Source organism: Faecalibacterium sp. I3-3-33 (genome assembly GCF_023347295.1).
GTDB lineage: Bacteria > Bacillota > Clostridia > Oscillospirales > Ruminococcaceae > Faecalibacterium.
Genome location: NZ_CP094469.1, coordinates 771,099 through 791,020 on the forward strand (window position 1 = coordinate 771,099; position 19,922 = coordinate 791,020).

12 protein-coding genes are annotated in these 19,922 nt (G+C 62.8%); all 12 read left to right on the top strand.

What is annotated here, in order from left to right:
* Positions 1 to 129: 129 nt before the first annotated feature.
* The 12 genes from MTP39_RS03655 to smc all read left to right on the top strand — a co-directional run bounded on the left by MTP39_RS03655 (position 130) and on the right by smc (position 19,901).
* A complete protein-coding gene (locus tag MTP39_RS03655) occupies positions 130 to 3,492 on the top strand; it encodes a PD-(D/E)XK nuclease family protein (RefSeq protein ID WP_249241487.1) in 3,363 nt (1,120 codons plus the stop codon).
* Positions 3,489 to 7,175, top strand: a complete 3,687-nt coding sequence (locus MTP39_RS03660; RefSeq protein ID WP_249241488.1) for a UvrD-helicase domain-containing protein — start codon at positions 3,489 to 3,491, stop codon at positions 7,173 to 7,175. The genes MTP39_RS03655 and MTP39_RS03660 overlap by 4 nt, the downstream gene beginning before the upstream one ends.
* Positions 7,176 to 7,722: 547 nt before the next feature.
* Positions 7,723 to 8,301, top strand: coding sequence for a translation initiation factor IF-3 (infC, locus tag MTP39_RS03665; RefSeq protein ID WP_055185860.1), 579 nt, complete (start codon positions 7,723 to 7,725; stop codon positions 8,299 to 8,301).
* A gap of 18 nt (positions 8,302 to 8,319) precedes the next feature.
* Complete coding sequence (rpmI, locus tag MTP39_RS03670) at positions 8,320 to 8,523, top strand: 50S ribosomal protein L35 (RefSeq protein ID WP_005928215.1); 204 nt, start codon at positions 8,320 to 8,322, stop codon at positions 8,521 to 8,523.
* A 55-nt stretch (positions 8,524 to 8,578) separates the two neighbouring features.
* Entirely contained in the window at positions 8,579 to 8,929 is a 351-nt protein-coding gene (rplT, locus tag MTP39_RS03675; protein ID WP_005935552.1) for a 50S ribosomal protein L20, read from the top strand.
* Positions 8,930 to 9,111: 182 nt separating this feature from the next.
* Complete coding sequence (locus MTP39_RS03680) at positions 9,112 to 9,894, top strand: TrmH family RNA methyltransferase (RefSeq protein WP_249241489.1); 783 nt, start codon at positions 9,112 to 9,114, stop codon at positions 9,892 to 9,894.
* Positions 9,891 to 11,018 carry a DNA-processing protein DprA gene (gene dprA, locus MTP39_RS03685; protein WP_249241490.1) on the top strand — a complete coding sequence of 376 codons (1,128 nt, stop codon included), beginning with the start codon at positions 9,891 to 9,893 and terminating at the stop codon, positions 11,016 to 11,018. Before MTP39_RS03680 ends, dprA begins: the two co-directional genes overlap by 4 nt.
* A 112-nt stretch (positions 11,019 to 11,130) precedes the next feature.
* On the top strand, positions 11,131 to 13,215 hold the full coding sequence (gene topA / locus MTP39_RS03690) for a type I DNA topoisomerase (protein ID WP_249241491.1): 2,085 nt from the start codon (positions 11,131 to 11,133) through the stop codon (positions 13,213 to 13,215).
* Between the two features lie 12 nt (positions 13,216 to 13,227).
* Positions 13,228 to 14,604: a methylenetetrahydrofolate--tRNA-(uracil(54)-C(5))-methyltransferase (FADH(2)-oxidizing) TrmFO gene (gene trmFO, locus MTP39_RS03695; RefSeq protein ID WP_249241492.1), complete on the top strand. Its 1,377-nt coding sequence runs from the start codon at positions 13,228 to 13,230 to the stop codon at positions 14,602 to 14,604.
* Positions 14,605 to 14,633: 29 nt separating this feature from the next.
* Positions 14,634 to 15,650 (top strand): phosphate acyltransferase PlsX, encoded by a 1,017-nt coding sequence (plsX, locus tag MTP39_RS03700; protein ID WP_249241493.1) that lies wholly within the window; start codon positions 14,634 to 14,636, stop codon positions 15,648 to 15,650.
* A gap of 18 nt (positions 15,651 to 15,668) precedes the next feature.
* Positions 15,669 to 16,343: a ribonuclease III gene (gene rnc / locus MTP39_RS03705; RefSeq protein WP_249241494.1), complete on the top strand. Its 675-nt coding sequence runs from the start codon at positions 15,669 to 15,671 to the stop codon at positions 16,341 to 16,343.
* Positions 16,344 to 19,901 (top strand): chromosome segregation protein SMC, encoded by a 3,558-nt coding sequence (smc, locus tag MTP39_RS03710; RefSeq protein WP_249241495.1) that lies wholly within the window; start codon positions 16,344 to 16,346, stop codon positions 19,899 to 19,901.
* Positions 19,902 to 19,922: the final 21 nt, after the last annotated feature.

Consider the following 19,922-nt stretch of genomic DNA (forward strand, 5'->3'; position numbering starts at 1 on the left):
CTTTCCGGTGTGCAGAGTGTTTTTTTCAGTGTACCACAGCGGCGGCGGGATTGCAAAGAAAAGCGGTGGTTTTATCACCGGTTTCGTGTTACAATAAAGGCAAAAATCAACGAGCGGGAGGAAACCGAAATGCTGAAACTGGTTCTGGGCGCTTCCGGCAGCGGCAAGACCACCCTGCTGTATGCCCGTATCCGCGCCCGCGCCGAGGCGGGCAAGCGCAGCATCCTGCTGGTGCCGGAGCAGTTCACTTCCAGCACCGAGGCACGCATCTACCGGGAGCTGGGAGATGCCCTTTCCGGTATGGTGGAAAGTTATTCCTTCACCAGTCTGGCGGAGCATATCCTTGCGGCTCTTGGCGGTGCGGCGGTGCAGACCCTGACCGATGCCGGGCGGGCGGTGTTGGTGCGCCGTGCGCTGGAAGAATTGCAGGATAACGTGCACTACTACTACCGCCACCGGCGCAGCGCAGCCTTTTGCCAGATGGCTGCCGAGACCATCGACGAGCTGAAAAGCGCCGGGCTTTCCGGGCAGCAATTGCAGGAGCTTGCCCGGGACTGCGGTACCGAGAGCGCAAAGCTGGGCGAGCTGGCACTCATCTTTCAGGGCTACGAAAGCCTGCTGGCGGGCACCGGCATGGACCCCGCCGACCGTCTGGAACTGGCGGCCGACCGTCTGGAAGCTGCGCTTGCCCGGGACGAGCTGCCGGACTTTCTGCGCGAGCGCGAGGTGTTTATTGACGAGTTCGATACCTTCAACGCGCCCAAAAAGCGGCTGATGGGTGCCATGCTGGCTGCATTGCCTGCCGTGACGGTGGCGCTGTGCGAGGACGGCGCACCTATGCAGCCCGGTGATCTGGAGCTGTTCTCCGGCGCAAAGCAGGTGGCGGCGCAGCTGCGCCAGCTGGCGCGCAAAAACGGCGCACAGGTGGCCGCGCCGGAGCTGCTGCGGCGGGACCTGCGCCACAAAGACGCCCCGGGCCTTGCCGCCCTGACCGAACTGCTGGAGACCGGCAGCTGCACCCCGCCGGAAAGCGCCCCGGAGCTGCGGCTGTTTGCCGCCGCCAGCCGGGAAGAGGAAGCCCGCTGCGCCGCTGCCGCCATCCGCCGCCTGATGCGGCAGGGGGTGCGCTGCGGAAAAATTGCGGTGGTCTGCCGCGATATCAGCCTGTACCGGGCTGCGGTGCGGTACGAGTTCCGCATGGCAGAGATCCCTCTGTACTGCGATGAGCCCACCACCCCGGAGTTCAGCGCCCCCGCCACGGCGGTGCGGGCGCTGCTGGCATTGCTGCGGGGCGCGGACATGACCGAGCAGCTGACCGTGCTGGCCAAGACAGGCCTGTGTGACCTGACCGAGCCGGAGGTCTGCGCGCTGGAAAACTACGCCTACACATGGTCGCCTAATGCGGCGGCGTGGCGGGCAGAATTTACCAAAAGCCCCCGGGGCTTCGGTGACGCCGAGCTGACCGAGGAAGATACGCTGAACCTGACCCGCGCCGAAAACGCCCGCAAAAAGCTGGTGACGGCGGTGGATACTTTGCGCAGTAAGGTGCGCAGCGCCAACGCCGAGCAGATCAGCCGGGCGCTGTATTTCTGTCTGAAGGAGCTGGGCGCAGAGGGACAGCAGGCCGCGCAGGTGGAGGATATCCGCGCCGCCCGGGGCATCCCGGCAGCAGAGGAAGCCGCCCGCGAGTGGAACGTGGTGATGCAGCTGCTGGACGAGATGGCGCGGCTGCTGGGCAGTCAGGGCATCACCGTGCCGGAGTACGAGGATCTTTTCTGTCTGCTGCTGCGTTCGTCTGACCTTGGGCATATCCCGCAGACCTTGGACGCGGTGGTGCTGGCAAGCGCCGGTAAAATGCGTCTGGATGCGCCGGACTATGTGTTCGTGCTGGGGCTTGCGGAGGGGGAATTCCCCTGCACCCCGGCGGAAAGCGGCCTGCTGACCCACGCCGACCGCGACCTGCTGATGGCAAAACAGATCGATCTGCCGGACTGTTTTGAAAACCGTGTGGTGCGGGAACAGGTCTGTTTTTATAAGGCACTTACTGCCCCGGCAAAGGGGCTGTGGATGAGCTGGCCAAAGGGGCAGGGGCAGACCCTGTGCGCCGCGCTGGAGCCCATCGTGGAGGCGTTGCAGCCCGCCGCGCCGCAGCTGGAACTGATCGACCTTGCCGCCACCCCCGCAGACGGCTTGGACGTGCTGGGCGGCGGCTGGCCGCTGACCGAGCTGGAGCGTGCCAGCCTGACCGAGGCGCTGCGCGCCCCCGGCGAAGGGGTACAGGCGCCCCGGGGGCTGGCACTGTTACAGCGCATGGAGCAGGATCCGCCCCGGCAGGTGCAGGATCTGCCCACGCTGGAAATGCTGCTGGGCAGGCGGCTGCACATCTCGCCCAGCCAGCTGGAAAAATACTATACCTGCCGCTACGGCTACTTTTTGCAGTATGTGCTGGGGCTCAAACCCCGCCGCCGTGCGGAGCTTTCGGCAGACCAGAGCGGTACCCTGATGCACTGGGTCTTGCAGATGGCACTGGACCCTCACCCCGGGGCAGACAACCCCTGTGCCGGGCTGCGCCCCTTTTTGGAACTGGACGATGCCGCCATGGCTGACCTTGCCGCCGCGCTGGTGGACGAGTATGCGCGGCGCTATCTGCCAGAAGATACCGCACGCTTTGCCTATCTGCTCTCCCGGCTGAAAAAGAGCATGACCAGCCTGTTGTGCTATCTGCGGGACGAGCAGAACCAGTCCCAATTTAAGCCCGTGGCCTGTGAGCTGAAAATAGGCCGGGGCGAGGATGCCGTGCCCGGGCAGGTGTACCGCCTGTCAGATGGGCGCACGGTGCAGCTGGTGGGCACGGTGGACCGCGCGGACGAGTGGATCGAGGACAACGGCACCCGCTGGGTGCGGGTGGTGGACTACAAGACCGGCAGCAAAAAGCTGGACTTGAAAGAAGTCTACTGCGGGCTGGACTGCCAGATGCTGCTGTATCTGTTCAGCCTGACCCGGGATTCCGGCGGGCGCTTTACCGGCGCACAGCCGGCGGGCGTGTTGTATCTGCTGGCCGACCCCGCCCCCCAGACCTTGCCCCGCGGACAGGCTGCCCGGGCGGTGGAGTACCAACTGGACGGCCTTGTGCGGGACGAGCAGAAGATCTTTGACGCGATGGACGCGGACGAAACCGGCAAGTATCTGCCCTTTGGCTACCGCAATGGCGCACCCAGCCCCTACCAGAAGGACAAGCGGGCGGACAGCGCCAAGCTCAGCCGCATTCAGCTGCATCTGGACGATCTTGTCACCCAGATGGGCGAGCAGCTTTACGGCGGGCAGATCGATGCCGAGCCGCTGGTGGTGAGCAGCAGCAAAAGCCCCTGTACTTGGTGCGATTACAGCTTTATCTGCTGCCACGAGACCGGGCTGCACGAGCGTGCGCTGGAAGCCCCTGCAAAGCCCTTTGAACCCGAGGAAGAAAACGAAGAAGAGGAGGAACAGCCGTGAGCGGACCCAAATGGACCCCGGCGCAGCAGGCCGCTATTGCAGACCGGGGCGGTGCGCTGCTGGTAAGCGCAGCCGCAGGCAGCGGCAAGACCGCCGTGCTGACCGAGCGGGCGGTGCAATTGATCACCGACCCGGAGCAGCCGGTCAACGCCGACCGGCTGCTCATCGTCACCTTTACCAATGCGGCGGCGGCAGAGCTGCGCGCCCGCATCGGGCAGGCGCTGCTGCACCGCAGCCAGCTGCAGCCCGGCAATGCCATGCTGCGCCGCCAGCGGATGCTGCTGCAGCGCGCACCCATCTGCACCATTGACGCTTTTTGTCTGAACCTGCTGCACAAGCACTTTCAGGCGCTGGATATCCCGCCGGATTTTGCCCCGGCAGACCCCGGCACTGTGCAGCTGCTGCGGGCGGCTGCACTGGCTGAAACGCTGGAAAACGCCTACCGCGACCCGGATTTCTGCGCCTTTGCAGACCTGTACGGCAAGGGACGCACGGATAAACCGGCAGGCGATGCCATTTTGCAGATCTACGATTTTTTGCGGGCACTGCCGGACTACGACCGCAAGCTGGATGAATTTCTTGCCCCTTACGAGCAGGAAAACGGCTTTGCCAGTACCTGCTGGCATGATCTGCTGCTGGCCGAAGCTGCCCGCTGCGCCAAGGCCGCGCGGGAGCTGCTGACGGCAGCGCTGGCCGACTGCCATGCGGATTTTGATCAGGAACTGGCAGCTGCTGAGGAAAAAAAGACCCCCTCTGCCCGGGCAAAGGCACAGGCCACGGTAGCGGAAAAATACGAGGAAGCCGGTACAAGGCTGGAAAAAGCCGCCGCCCTCTTTGCACAGGCAGAGCAGCTGGCTGCTGCCGGACAGTGGGACCCGCTGTACGATCTGCTCACCCCCTATGTGCTGGGCATGGAGGAAGCCCCCGGCCTGAAGGGCATGAAAAAGCGTCTGGGCGGCGATCACAAGGCCGAGATCAAGACCCGCTCGGACGAAGCCGCCGCCCTGTTCGAGCAGATGACCCAGCTTATTTGTTGCAGTGCAGCTGAGGCCGAGACTGACCGGCAGATCACCCTGCCCCGGCTGCGGGCACTGTTCGCCGCCGTGCGGGACTTCGATGCCCGATTCACGGCCAGAAAGCGGGAGCGCAAGCTGCTGGAATTCAGCGATTTTGAACACCTTGCCCTGCGGCTGCTGCGCACCCCGGAGGGCACGCCTACCCCCTTGTGCGAGAATATCCGGCAGGACTACGCCGCCGTGATGGTGGACGAATATCAGGACACGAACGCCTTGCAGGATGCCCTTTACCGCTGCCTTGCCGCCCCGGCGGGGGATAACCTCTTTCTTGTGGGCGACCTGAAGCAGAGCATCTACCGCTTCCGGCAGGCAGAGCCCGGCATCTTCCGGCAAAAGCTGGACAGCTGGCCGCTGCTGCCGGGCGCAAAAGCCCGTCCCCGCCCGCCGGAGGGCACCCCGGGCACAGACGCTTTGCTGGCGCTGGATGCAAACTTCCGCTCCGCACCGCAGGTGGTGGCGGGCATCAACTACCTCTTTGAGCAGCTCATGACCCCGGAGCTGGGCGATACCGCCTACGGCGACGGGCAGCGTCTGGTCTGCGGTGCACCCGGGGAATATCAGGGCAGCGTGGAAGTGCAGTTTTTGCCGGACGATGAGACGGAAACCGATGCGGGCTGGATCGCGGAACGCATCGCGCAGCTGGTTTCTGCCGGAGAGCCGGTGCGGGAGGGCAGCACCACCCGCCCGGTGCGGTACGAGGACTGCTGCGTGCTGCTGGCAGCGCGCACCGAGTTCCCGGCGTATGTGGAGGCACTGACCGCCCGGGGCATCCCAGTATACGCCGATGCCCGGGAGAACCTGATGCTTGCGCCCCACATCCGCCCCCTCATCGCCCTGCTCAAGGTCATCGACGACCCCTCGCAGGACATCTATCTGGCCGCTGCCATGCTGGGCCCCATGTTCGGCTTTACCGAGGACGACCTTGTGCGACTGCGCGCCCGCAGCCGTCAGGTGTCGGCAGAGCCGGACAAAAAGCCCGCCCGCATCAGCCTGTACGGCGCGCTGCTGCTGGCGCTGGAGGACCCGGCAGATGATCCCTTTACCGAGAAGGTCAAGGACTTCTACGCCCACCTTACCGCCCTGCGGCAGATGGCCCGCAGCGCCCCGGCGGAGCAGCTGCTGGAAGAAATTTTTGCCTCCACCGGCTATCTGGCGGTGCTGGGCGTGCTGGAAAACGGTGCCCGCCGCCGGGAGGATGCCCGCCGGTTTGCCAACTTCTGTGCTACTTCCGGCACAGGCGGCATTTCGGCACTGGTGCGCGCCATTGATGCCGCTGCGCAGGCCGGCAGCACCGGACAGGACACCGTACCCAGCGGGGTACACCCGGGGTGCGTGTCCATTATGACCATCCACCGCTCCAAAGGCTTGCAGTTCCCTGTGGTGTTCGTGGGGGATACAGCCCGCAAGTTCAATGCTTCGGATATCCGTCAGCCGGTGCTGGTGCACCGCAGCTACGGCGCGGGGCTGCGGCTGCGGCCGGAGAACGGCGAGGGCGCTTACAAGACCGCCGCCTACACCGCGCTGGCTAATGTCCACGCCAGGGAGCTGCGCAGCGAGCAGATGCGCCTTTTGTATGTGGCGCTCACCCGTGCGCAGGATAAGCTCATCCTCACCGTGCCCCTGAGCAGCGGCAAGAGCGCAAAGCCCTTTGCCAAGGCAGCGGCTTTTCTGGCTGCCGGGGCAGGGGCCACGCTGCATCAGCAGGCCAACAGCTTTGCCGACTGGCTGCGGGCGGCGCTGCTGGTGCACCCGAACGGCGGGGTGCTGCGGCAGCTTTCCGGCAACCGGGAGCTGCTGTTTGTACAGACCGAAAGCGTGATGGCTATCAAGGTGTGTGACGATGCCGTGCAGCTGTCCGAGAAACCGGATGCAGCCACGCCGGACGAAACGCCGGAGACCGACCCGGCACTGGTAGAGACCCTGCGGCAGAACTTTGCATGGCAGTACCCGGCGGCAGCCCTTGCACAGGTGCCCGCCAAGGTCAGCGTGACCAGCATCGTGCACAAGGCCGAACAGACCACGCTGGAGCGCCCGGGCTTCCTTTCCAAGGACGGCCTGACCGCCGCCGAGATGGGCACCGCGCTGCACGCCTTTTTGGAGCACGCGGACTTTGCCCGGCTGGCTGCGGCCAAGGCTGCGGGCACGCTGGACGAAGCCATTCCGGCAGAGCGGGACCGTCAGGTGGCGGTGCAGCTGACCGCCCCGGAGATCGCGGAAAAGCTGGATGCGGTGTGCATCCGCCGTTTTGTGGAAAGCGAAGCCTTTGCAAGGATCTGCGCCGCCGAGCAGGTGCTGCGGGAGCTGCCCTTTATCACCGCGCTGCCCGCCGGTGCGGTGCTGGCGGCGCAGGGGCACGAGACGCTGCCCGCCGCCGCAGACGCGCAGGTGCTGGTACAGGGCATCGCCGACCTTGTGCTGGTGTACCCCGACCATCTGGAACTGCTGGACTACAAGACCGACCGCCGCAAAGCCGAGAGCGACTTTTTGCGCGCCTACCGCGCCCAGCTGAACCTCTACGCCATTGCCATCGAAAAGCGCTTTGCGCCTAAAAAGGTGACTTATAAGGGCATCTACTCCTTTGCACTGGGCAAACTGATCGAGGCGTAAAACGATTGAAAATGGCCTCCGCTGCGCTCTGGCCATGAATAGCGGAAGAATTATTTATATTTTCGCGTTTGTCGCGCTCTGCGGAGCGCGACAAACGCTATTTTCACGGGAAAGGTCGTAGAGGAAAACAAGTGGCTTTACCCGCAACGCCTGTTTCCAAAGGAAACAGGCGTTGCAGATGCTGTTTTGATTTACGACCCCTCCTGTGAAAATGGGTTTCAGGAAAGTCCGCAGACTTTCCTGAAACCCGAAATTAAAATAACCATTCCGCTGAATATGGCCAGAGCGCAAGCGGAGGCCATTCAAAATCGTCCCGTTGGCCGGAAAGTCATATTTTTTCCAAAGAACGCATAAAAAGTGCTTGACAGGGCAGATAAAGCGTGGTAAAATAGCCGAGTAAAGAAAGCAGCTACGGCCTGTGCCGCGCTCGCCTTGTGGGAGAACGTCCCCGGGCTATACCCGAAACAGCAGCTTATTCCTTTGCGAATGCTGCGGCTTTGTGTGAAATTTCGCGCGGCTGTCCAGAATATGGGCGGCCGCGTTTTCTATGCCAAATATTGCAACACTATGGATTTTGTTTGGAGGTGCATTCATTATCGCTACCGCTGGAAAGTCGAAGGAACTGGAGATCAACGGCCAGATCCGTGATCGTGAGGTTCGCCTGATCGGTGCTGACGGCGAGCAGAAGGGCGTTGTGTCCATTCAGGTGGCCATGCGCGCTGCAGAAGAAGCCGGGCTCGATCTGGTAAAGATCGCACCGCAGGCTGTGCCGCCTGTGTGCAAGGTGCTGGACTACGGCAAATACCGTTTTGAACAGCAGAAGAAGGAGAAGGAAGCCAAGAAGAACCAGAAGGTGGTCGAGGTCAAGGAGACCCGCCTTTCGCTCAATATTGACACCAACGACTTCAACACCAAGCTCAACCAGACTGCCAAATTCCTGGCAGCCGGACACAAGGTAAAGGTTTCGATCCGTTTCCGCGGCCGCGAAATGGCGCACAGTGCTCTGGGCGCAGACGTGCTGAAGCGGTTTGCCGAGGCTCTGCCTCAGGCATCCACCGATAAGCCGCCCGTGCTCGAGGGCCGCACGATGTCCATTCTGCTGATCCCGAAACCCAATAAGGACTAATTTTAGGAGGAAACTAAAATGGCTAAGATGAAACTGAAGACGCACTCCGGCGCTAAGAAGCGCTTTAAGCTGACCAAGAACGGCAAGATCAAGCGCGGTCATGCATTCCGCAGCCACATCCTGACCAAGAAGACCACCAAGCTGACCCGTGGCTATCGTCAGCCCAGCTACGTTGATAAGACCAACGCAGCTACCATCAAGAGCATGCTGCCCTACGCCTAAGAGCGAGCCGCAGGTACACAAAACTTTCTACGAGATACTAAAGGAGATATAAAAAATGGCACGTATCAAAGGCGCAACCATGACCCACAAACGTCGTAAGAAGATGCTGAAGCTGGCCAAGGGCTTCTACGGCTGCAAGAGCAAGCACTTTAAGATGGCCAAGCAGCAGGTCATGAAGAGCGGCAACTACGCTCTGGCTGGCCGCCGCATGAAGAAGCGTCAGTTCCGCAACCTGTGGATCTGCCGTATCAACAATGCAGTTCGTCCTCTGGGCATGAACTACTCCACCTTTATGGCTGGCCTGAAGAAGGCAGGCATCGAGCTGAACCGCAAGATGCTGTCTGAGATGGCCATCAACGATCCTCAGAGCTTTGCCGCTCTGGTCGAGACCGTGAAGAACGCCTGATAAAGACCTTGCATCGTGACGCCCGCGCGTATACGCGGGCGTCCGTTTTGTATCCGGGCATTTTTTGCGGCCAGGGAAACAAGGCAACGGGGCAGCGCCCTGCCGCAGAAACCTGCGGCAGACGCTGCCCTTTTTCTATTGTATCCAAAGCAAAAGCATACACACCTGTTCGGGAGGGACTCATGGACGAAAAGATCACCAGCCGGGAAAACGCAAAAGTAAAATACGCCTGCCGCCTTGCTTCCAGTGCGGCATTCCGCCGCACCGAGGGGCGCTTTCTGGCCGAGGGGCGCAAATTGTGCCCGGAGCTTGCCCGCGGCGCAGAGCTGGAGACCCTGTTTTATACCGAAAATGCGCTGGAAAAGTGCCCGGAGCTTGCCGCTTTGCCGGGCGAGCATTATCTGGTAGAGGATCATGTGGCGGACAAGCTGGCAGACGTGGGCACCCATCAGGGGGTGTTCGGGGTGTTCCGCACCCCGGTGCATACCTTGGAGGAGGTGCGCCCCGGCGGGCGGTATCTGGCACTGGAACGGGTGCAGGACCCCGGCAACGTGGGCACTTTGCTGCGCAGCGCGGCGGCCTTTGGCTTTGACGGCGTCATCCTGAGCGAGGGCTGCGCCAGTGTCTATGCCCCCAAGACCCTGCGCGCCTCCATGGGCGCGGCGGTGCGCATCCCGGTCATCGAGACCGGTGCCATGCCGCAGGCCATCGCCCTGCTGCGGGAAAAAGGCATCACCTGCCTTGCGGCGGCGCTGTACCAGTCCCAGCCGCTCAGTGCGGCAAAGGCCGGGCATCCCGGCGGCGTCTGCGTGGTCATCGGCAGCGAGGGTCAGGGCCTGACCGAGGAGACCATCGCTGCCTGCAACAGCACGGTGCGCATCCCCATGACCGACCGGGTGGAAAGCCTGAACGCCGGCATCGCGGGCAGCATCCTGCTGTGGCACTTCCGGGAGGAGAGCCTGTGACCGGGCAGACCAGCCTGTTCCCGCCGGAGCCTGCACCTGACCCGCTGCTGTGCTGGCTGTGGCTGTCACAGGTGCTGGGGCCTGCCAGTCTCCACGCCGGAAAGGTGCTGGACGCCTTTGGCGGCGCACAGGAGGCGTGGGAAGCGCGGGAGACCGAGGAATTCCGGCAGGCGGCAGGGGATACGGCCTTTAAGCGGGCAGCACAGCTGGATGCAGAAAGTTTCCACACGCTGGTGATGCAGTGCGATGCCCTGCGGGTGCGCATTCTGCCTTTTGACGATCCGGACTACCCACTGGCCTTTTCCCGCATCCCGGATATGCCGCTGGTGCTCTACTGCACCGGCGACCCCCGCTGGCTCAACGAGCCCGGGGCGGTGGGCATCGTGGGCAGCCGCAAGCCCACGGAATACGGCCTGAACGCGGCGGCAGATATCGGCGGGGAACTGGCAAAAAACGGAGCCATCATCGTCAGTGGTCTGGCCGATGGGCTGGACAGCGCCGGACACCGGGCAGCGGTAAAGAACGACTGCCCCACCATTGCGGTGATGGGCGTACCCATCGACCGCACCTATCCGGCAGCCAATGCCGCTCTGCGGCAGAAAATCGAGCACAAGGGCTGCGTTATCAGCGAGTACCCGCCCTGCGGCGAGGGCGTAGGCCCTAACGGCTTTTTGCAGCGCAACCGGCTCATCGCGGCGCTTTCCTCGGCTGTACTGGTGGTGGAGGCGCGGGAAAAAAGCGGCACCATGTCCACAGTTGCCCACGCCGAGCGCTACGGCAAGCCTGTGTACGCCGTGCCGGGGAGCATCTACTCCTCCAATTCGGCAGGCACGAACGGCCTGCTGCGGGACGAACGCGCCCGGGCCGTGGCGGGTGCAGCCGACCTGCTGGCGGCGCTGGGCCTGCACACCCGGCAGGCAGCACCGGCGGCTGTAAAGCAGCCTGCACCCCTGAGCGATACCGAGCGCCGGGTGCTGGCGGGCATCGGGCCAAAGCCCGTGGGCATCGAGGAATTGTGCGTGAGCACCGGCCTGCCCATGTCCGCGCTGCTGGGCACCCTGATGAAGCTGGAACTCACCGGCCGGGTGTACAAGCAGCCGGGGCAGCGGTATGTGCTGCGGTAAAATTGTGGAATATTTCCGCTGGTAAAGCACACAACAGCTGTGGTACAATAATATGAGCGAATGACCGTGCATCCCCTTGGGGGCACGTTGCAGATAGAGGAGAAAAGAAGAAATGGCGAAACTGGTTATCGTGGAGTCGCCTGCAAAGGCGAAAACCATCGGCAAATATCTGGGCGATGACTACGAGGTCACCGCCAGCATGGGTCATATCCGCGATCTGCCCGCATCTCAGCTGGGCATTGATGTGGAGCATGGCTATACCCCGCAATACATCAGCATCAAGGGCAAGGAAAAGCTCATCAAGGAACTGAAGAGCAAAGCCAAACACGCCGACGGCGTGCTGCTGGCGACCGACCCGGACCGCGAGGGCGAAGCCATCAGCTGGCATCTGGCAAATATTCTGGGGCTGGATCCCCACGAGCCCAACCGCGTCACCTTTGACGAGATCACCAAAAAGGGTGTGAAGGAGGGCATGTCCCACCCCCGCGCCATCGACGAGGATCTGTTCAACGCCCAGCAGGCACGCCGCGTGCTGGACCGTCTGGTGGGCTATAAGCTCAGCCCATTCCTGTGGCGCAAGGTGCGCCGCGGTCTGTCCGCAGGCCGTGTGCAGAGCGTGGCGGTGCGGCTGATCGACGACCGGGAAAAGGAGATCGAAAACTTCAAGCCCGATGAATACTGGAACGTGGACGCCACCTTGGGTGCCGGGCACAAGAGCTTTGTGGCACGCCTTGCCACGGACGCCAACGGCAAAAAGCTGCTGCCCAAAAGCGAGGCCGAGGCACGCGCCATTGAAAAGGGCTTGGAGGGCGCAAGCTATGTGGTGAGCGAGCTCAAGCGCGGCAAGCGCGCAAAGCAGCCCACCCCGGCCTTTATCACCAGTACCCTGCAACAGGAGGCCTCTCGCCGGTTGGGCTTTACGGCCACCCGCACCATGCGCGCCGCCCAGACGTTGTACGAAGGCGTGGACATTGCCGGACACGGCATGATGGGTTTGATCACCTATATGCGTACCGACAGCCTGCGCATCTCGGACGAGGCTGTGGCTGCCGCCAAGGAGTATATCGCCGGTGCTTACGGCGAGGCGTATATCTGCCCCTATAAGCGCACATGGAAGACCAAGAGCGCCACGGCAGCACAGGACGCCCACGAAGCCATCCGTCCCTCTGTGCCGTCCCTGACCCCGGACGAGGTGGACAAGAGCATCAGCGGCGACACCGCAAAGCTGTACCGCATGATCTGGAGCCGCTTTATGGCCAGCCAGATGGCAGACTGCCAGCAGGACACCGTGTCGGTCACCGTCAGCGCGGCGGATTACCACTTCAAGGCCAGCGGCTACACCGTGACCTTTGATGGCTTTACCGCCCTGTACGAGGAAGCCACCGACGAAAAGGAAAAGAAGGAAACGAACCTTCCCCCGCTGGAGCAGGGACAGGTGCTCAAGCTGCGGGAGCTGAAGAGCGAGCAGAAGTTCACCCAGCCGCCCGCCCGCTACACCGAAGCTACCCTCATCAAGGCGCTGGAAGAAAACGGCATCGGCCGTCCCTCCACCTACGCGCCCATCATCACCACCATCATCGACCGCGGCTATGTGGAGCGCGACCAGAAAAAGCTTAAGCCCACCCTGTTGGGCCGGGCTGTGGACGGGCTGATGCTGGAGCAGTTCCCCCACATCGTGGACGTGGATTTCTCCGCGCAGATGGAGAAGAATCTGGATAAGGTGGAAAGCGGCAAGGCCGACTGGCGCAAGACCGTGGATGACTTCTATCAGGGCTTTGAAGCCAGTCTGGAACAGGCCGAAAAGAACATGGAGGGCAAAAAGGTCAAGGTACCGGACGAGCCTTCCAGCGAGGTGTGCGACCTGTGCGGCCGCCCCATGGTCATCAAGGTGGGCAAGTACGGCAAGTTCTTGGCGTGCAGCGGCTTCCCGGAGTGCCGGGGCACCAAGCGCCTGGTCAAGGACACCGGCGGCATCTGCCCCAAGTGCGGCAAGGGACGTCTGCTGGAGCGCAAAAGCTCCAAGGGACGCATCTACTACGGCTGCGAGTGCTACCCGGACTGCGATTTTATGACTTGGGATATGCCGGTAGCCACCAAGTGCGAAAAGTGCGGCAGCACCCTGTTCCGCAAGGGCGGCAAGCTGTACTGCGCCAAGGAAGGCTGCGGCTTTGAGATGCCGGTGCCCAAAAAGGATTAAAGGAAAGACTAAATGAACGAATATAAAGTAACCATTCTGGGCGCGGGTCTGGCGGGCTGCGAAGCAGCTCTCTGGCTGGCGGGCAAGGGCGTGCAGGTAGAGCTGTACGAGCAGAAGCCCGTCCACTTTTCTCCCGCCCACAAAAGCGAGGGCTTTGCGGAGCTGATCTGCTCCAACAGCCTGAAGGCTGAGCGGCTGGACTCTGCCTCCGGTCTGCTGAAGGAAGAGATGCGCCGCATGGGCAGCCGGCTGCTGACCGCCGCCGAGGAGACCCGCGTGGCCGCCGGCGGTGCGCTGGCGGTGGACCGCGACGCTTTCAGCGCCGCTGTCACCCGCATGGTGGAGCAGTGTGAGAATATCACCGTCCATCGGGAACAGGTGGAAAAGATCGACGAAACTGCGCCTATTCTGGTAGCCACCGGCCCCCTGACCGACGGCGCACTGGCTGACGAGATCGGACGCCTGACCGGGGACGAGCGGCTGCATTTTTACGATGCCGTTGCGCCCATCGTCACCGCCGAAAGCTTGGACTACGGCAAGGTGTTTGCCGCTTCCCGCTACGACCGGGGCGAAGCCGACTACCTGAACTGCCCCTTCAACAAGGCAGAATATGAGGCTTTCCATGCCGCGCTTGCCGCTGCCGAGCGTGCCCCCCTGCACGACTTTGACACAGGTGCAGAGCAGAGCACAAAGCCCGACCCGGACGCCCACGGCAAAAAGGCCGATACCGTCACCGTGTACGAGGGCTGTATGCCCATTGAGATCATGGCTGCCCGGGGTGCCGACACCATGCGGTTCGGCCCGCTGCGCCCGGTGGGTCTGGTAGATCCGAACACCGGCCACCGCCCTTGGGCAAATGTGCAGCTGCGCGCAGAAAATAAGGAGCGCACCCTGTATAACATCGTGGGCTTCCAGACCAACCTCAAGTGGGGCGAGCAGAAGCGGGTGTTCAGCATGATCCCCGGGCTGGAAAATGCGGAGTTTGTGCGCTACGGCGTGATGCACCGCAACACCTTTCTGGATGCGCCCCGGGTGCTCAGCGCTCAGCTGTGCCTGAAAGCGCACCCCAACGTGTTTTTTGCCGGTCAGATCACCGGCTTTGAGGGCTATATGGAAAGCGCCGCCTGCGGTCTGCTGGCAGCACGCAGCCTCTACGCCCGCTTGCAGGGCAGGCAGCTGCCCCCGCCGCCCGCCGATACCATGTGCGGTGCGCTGGTGCAGTATCTGACCACCGAGAACAAGAACTTCCAGCCCATGGGCGCAAACATGGGCATCCTGCCGCCGCTGCCCGCCGAGACCCGTCCCCGGGACAAGCGGCTGCGTTACATGGCACAGGCCGAGCGCGCTGTTGCCAGCTTCCAGCACTGGCTGGAGGAAACTGCTCTGTAAGGCAAACCACCTGAAAGGAGAAAACAGGTATGAAGATCATTGTGGACATGATGGGCGGCGACAACGCCCCGCTGGCTGTTCTGGAAGGCGCTGCACAGGCCGTCAAGGAGTACGGCGTGCAGCTGATCGGTGTGGGCAACGAGGCGCTGGTGCGCAAGACCGCCGCCGAGCACAACATCCCGCTGGACGGCATCGAGCTGGTGAACTGCACTGAGACCATCGAGATGTGCGACGAGCCTGCCCGCGCCATCCGCCAGAAGAAGGATTCCTCCATCGTGGTGGGTCTGAATATGCTTAAAGAGGGCAAGGGCGATGCCTTTGTCTCTGCCGGCAGCACCGGTGCGCTGCACGTTGGCGCAAGCCTCATCGTGCGCACTTTGCGGGGCGTCAAGCGCCCGGCACTGGCTACCATGGTGCCCGCAAAGCAGCAGGCTTACCTGCTGCTGGACTGCGGTGCCAACGTGGAGTGCCGTCCGGAGATGCTGGCAGCCTTTGCGGTCATGGGCAGCTGCTATGTGAACAAGGTGGAGGGCCGCAAGAGCCCCAGCGTGGCACTGGCCAACAACGGTGCCGAGGAGAGCAAGGGCACCCCCGTGCTGCGGGACGCACACCAGCTGCTCAAGACCACCCCGGGCATCCGCTTTGTGGGCAACATCGAGCCGCGTGATGTGCCCAACGGCGAAGTGGACGTGGTGGTCTGCGACGGCTTTACCGGCAACGTCATCCTCAAGCTGACCGAGGGCGTGGCAAAAATGCTGCTGGGGATGCTCAAGCAGATGTTCCTTGCAAACCTTGGCGGCAAGCTGGCTTACCTGCTGCTCAAGAGCGGCATTACCGACCTGAAGCACCAGATGGACAGCGAGGAGTACGGCGGCGCACCCTTCCTTGGCGCAAAGCAGCCGGTCATCAAGGCACACGGCTCCTCCAAGGCAAAGGGCATCAAAAACGCCATCCGGCAGGCAAAGATCTGCGTGGAGAACGACCTGTGCGGCACTATGCAGTCCGCACTGGACGAGCTTGCCGCAGCACAGAAAACTGAGGAATAAAAGGGAGTAAAAACGACCATGAGCCATCAGTTGGAAACTATCATCGGTTACAAATTCAAAAACCCGGAGCTGCTGGAGATCGCGCTTACCCACACCAGCTACGCCAACGAGAGCCGCACCCCGGTCAAGCACAACGAGCGGCTGGAGTTTCTGGGCGACAGCGTATTGCAGATCGTATCCGCAGACTATCTGTTCCACGCCTACGCCGACCGCCCGGAGGGCGATCTGACCCGCATCCGCGCCAGCCTTGTCAGCGAGGGTGCGCTGTTCCAGTTTGCACAGGAGATCGGCCTTGGCGAGTATCTGCGCCTTGGCCGCGGCGAGGAGCGCTGCGGCGGCCGCACCCGTCCCAGCGTGGTGTCGGACGCCTTTGAGGCCGTTATTGCCGCCTTGTATCTGGACGGCGGCATGGAGGTGGCGCGCAAGTTCATCCTGCCTTTCATCACCGAGGGCAAGCACGCCGAGGCGGACTACAAGACCCGTCTGCAGGAGATCGTGCAGCAGAACCCGGAAGAGCGCCTGAGTTATGTGGTGGAAAGCGAGTCCGGCCCGGATCACGACAAGCATTTCGTGGTGGCGGTGCGCTTTAACTCCGACCGCGTGGCGCGGGGCGAGGGACGCAGCAAAAAAGCCGCCGAGCAGTGCGCCGCCAAGGAAGCGCTCAAGCTGCTGGGCGTGATAAAGGAAAAGTAAATGGTATTCAAGGAACTGGAGATCCAGGGCTTTAAAAGTTTTCCCGATAAGGTAAAGATCAGTTTTGATACCGGCGTTACCGGCGTGGTGGGTCCCAACGGCTCCGGTAAGTCCAACCTTTCGGACGCAGTGCGCTGGGTGCTGGGCGAGACCAGCTCCCGCCAGCTGCGTGCCGCCGGCAAAATGGAGGACGTCATCTTTGGCGGCACCCGCAAGCGCAGCCCCATGGGCTTTGCGCAGGTGCGGCTGACGCTGGACAACGCCGCCCACACGCTGGATGTGGACGCGGACGAGGTGACCATCGGGCGCAAATACTACCGCTCCGGCGACAGCGAGTACACCATCAACGGGCAGGTATGCCGCCTGCGTGACGTGTACGAGCTGCTGCTGGATACCGGCATCGGCAGGGACGGCTATTCGGTCATTGGGCAGGGACGCATTGCGGAGATCGTGGCAGCAAAAAGCAGCGAGCGCCGCGAGATCTTTGAAGAAGCCTGCGGCATTGCCAAGTACCGCTACCGCAAGACCGAAGCCGAGCGCCGTTTGGCTGCGGCGGGCGAGAACTTGGAGCGGTTGCGGGATATCCTTGGAGAGCTGGAAAGCCGGGTGGGTCCGCTGGAAAAAGAGAGCGCCAAGGCACAGAAGTTTCTGGAACTGAGCGCCCAGCGCAAAACGCTGGAAGTGACCCTGTGGACCGATGGAGTGCACCGTGCCCGGGAAGCCGTGCGCCAGCAGGTGCGGGACTACGAGACCGCCCAGACCGACTACGAGCGTTTCGACCGGGAGACCAAGGCCGCCGAGCAGGAGGCTGAGGAGATCCGTATGCAGGCACAGCAGCTGACGGTTGCTGTCGAGCGCCTGAATGGGGATATCCGCAGCATCACCCAGCAGATCAGCGGCTCCGAAAGCCGCATCGCCGTGCTGGAAAACGATATTCTGCGCAACGACGAGAGTGCGGCTTCCCTGCAGCAGGAAATCGCCGCTGGGCAGCAGGATACTGCCGAAGCGGATGCCGCTTTGCAGCGCCACCGCGCCGTGGCAAAGACCATGGAGGCGGCGGGCGAAAAGCTTGCGGCAGAGATCGAGGCGCTGAACGCCGAACTTGCCCGGCTGGCAGATGCCAGCACCGCCAGCGGTGCACGCAAGGACAGTCTGCGGGCAGAGCTTGCCGACCGCACCGCAAAGCGCACCGAAGCACAGGTGGCACAGGCAGCCGCCGAAGCTGCCGGAGACACCGCCCGGCAGCGTCTGCCCGCGCTGGAACAGAGCGCCCGGGACGCCGCCGCACAGCTGGAAAAGACAAAACAGGATCTGGCCGATACCGTAAAGTACCGCCAGACGCTGGAGGAAAATGAAAAGCAACTGGGCAACATCCGTTCCGGTCTGGAACTCAAGCTGCGCAGCCGCAAGGCCGCGCTGGACGAAGCCGATGCCGCCGAGCAGCGGCTGGGCAGGGAACTGGATGCTGCCCGGCAGCGCCTTTCGGTGCTGCGGGAGCTGGAAAAGAACATGGACGGCTACCAGAACTCGGTGCGCGCGGTCATGCGCGCCGCCGGGGCACGCCGTCTGCGGGGCGTTCTGGGGCCGGTATCCACCATCCTGAAAGTCGAGCCCGGGTGCGAGGTGGCTATCGAGACCGCATTGGGCGGCGCGTTGCAGAACATCGTGGTGGAAAACGAAGCCGCCGCGAAAGCCGCTATCGCTCTGCTGCGCAATGACCATGCAGGCCGCGCCACCTTCCTGCCGCTGGACACCGTGCAGCCCGGCGCGTTCCGGGGACGGCTGTCCGGCACGGCGCGGCTGGCCTCTGCGCTGGTGCAGGCCGACCCCCGGTACGAGAATATCGTCTCGAACCTGCTGGGGCGCATCATCGTGGTGGAGGATATCAACGAAGCCTCCCGCGTGGCGCGGGACAACGGCTACCACAACAAGGTGGTCACCATGGACGGACAGGTGATCAATGCAGGCGGCAGCTTTACCGGCGGCAGCGTGCAGCGCAGCGCCGGTCTGTTTACCCGCAAGCAGGAGATGGAAGAGCTGCGCCTGAAGGCGGCCAAGCTGCAAAAAGACTGCTTTGCCGCACAGGAAAAGACCGACCAGTGTAAAGAACAGGCGGACGCATTGCAGGCAGAGCTGACTGCCACCGCCAGCGAGCAGATCACTGCCGCCAACGACCGAGTGCGTGCAGAGGCCGAACAGAAGCGGCTGGAAGCTGCCGCCGCCCAGCTGGAAACTGCCGTGCAGAACGCGCAGCAGCAGATGGACGCCTTGCAGGCTGCCTTGAATGACAGCCGCGCCAAGGCCGATGCTGCCGCCTTGCAGCAGGCAGAGCTGACGGCGCAGATCGAGCAGCTGACTGCCGAGCTGAGCCGCATCGCAGAGGGCAGCGACAGCTTCCTGACCCAGCAGAACCAGCTGGCACAGGCGCTCAGCGCCAAGCGGCTGGAACAGGTGACCCGCCGAAAGGACGCGGAGCTGGCTTACAGCCAGATCGCTGCGCTGGAACAGCGCGCCAAGGACGCCGCTGCCCGCCGCACTGCACTGGAAGAAAGCCTTGCCGCCCTTGCCGCCCGCAGCGAAGCCTGCCGCACCGAGATCGCGGCTATCCGCAAGGCCAAGACCGACAGCCAGACCACCATTACCCAAAAGGAGCAGGCCATCCGCGAAGCTACTGAAAAGCGGCTTGCCTGCCAGCAGAAGGAAACGGAAGCGCTGGCGAAAGCCCGCACCGCCTCCGACAGCCGCGAGGAGGTGGGCCGGGAGATGGCACGCCTTGCCGAGCGCAAGGCCGCTGCCGAGACCGAGTACGACCAGACCGTGGCAAAGCTGTGGGACGAGTATCAGATCTCGGTCAGTCAGGCGGAGCAGTTGTGCGTGGAGTTCGACAGCCTGACCGCCTTGCGGGCACAGGTGGCAGACCTGCGCGGCAAGATCCGTGCCCTTGGTAGCGTGAACGTGAGCGCTATCGAGGAGTACAAGGAGGTCAAAGCCCGCTACGATGAACTGTCCCGTCAGGTGACCGATGTGGAGGAGAGCCGCAACGAGCTGGGACGCATGATCGCAAAGCTTTCCGCCCAGATGCGGGAGATCTTCACCGACAGCTTCCGTGCCATCAACGAAAACTTCAGCCGCGTGTTCACCGAGCTGTTCGGCGGCGGCGAAGCCAGCCTTGTGCTGGAGGACGAAAGCGATGTGCTGGCCTGCGGCATCGGTATCCGGGTAGCGCCGCCGGGCAAGGTGATCAAAAATCTGGAAGCCCTCTCCGGCGGCGAGCAGGCGCTGGTGGCGATCAGCATCTACTTTGCCATTCTGGCTGTGAACCCCGCGCCCTTCTGCATTCTGGACGAGATCGAAGCCGCCTTGGACGATGCCAACGTGGTGCGGTTTGCTCAGTATCTGCGCCGCATCAGCGATAAGACCCAGTTCATCGTCATCACCCACCGCCGCGGCACCATGGAGGCCGCCAACGTGCTGTATGGTGTTACCATGCAGGAGGACGGCGTGTCCAAGCTGCTCAAGCTGGATCTGGAACAGGTTGACGCAACGCTGGTTTCCTGATATAAAATAAACAGAAAATAG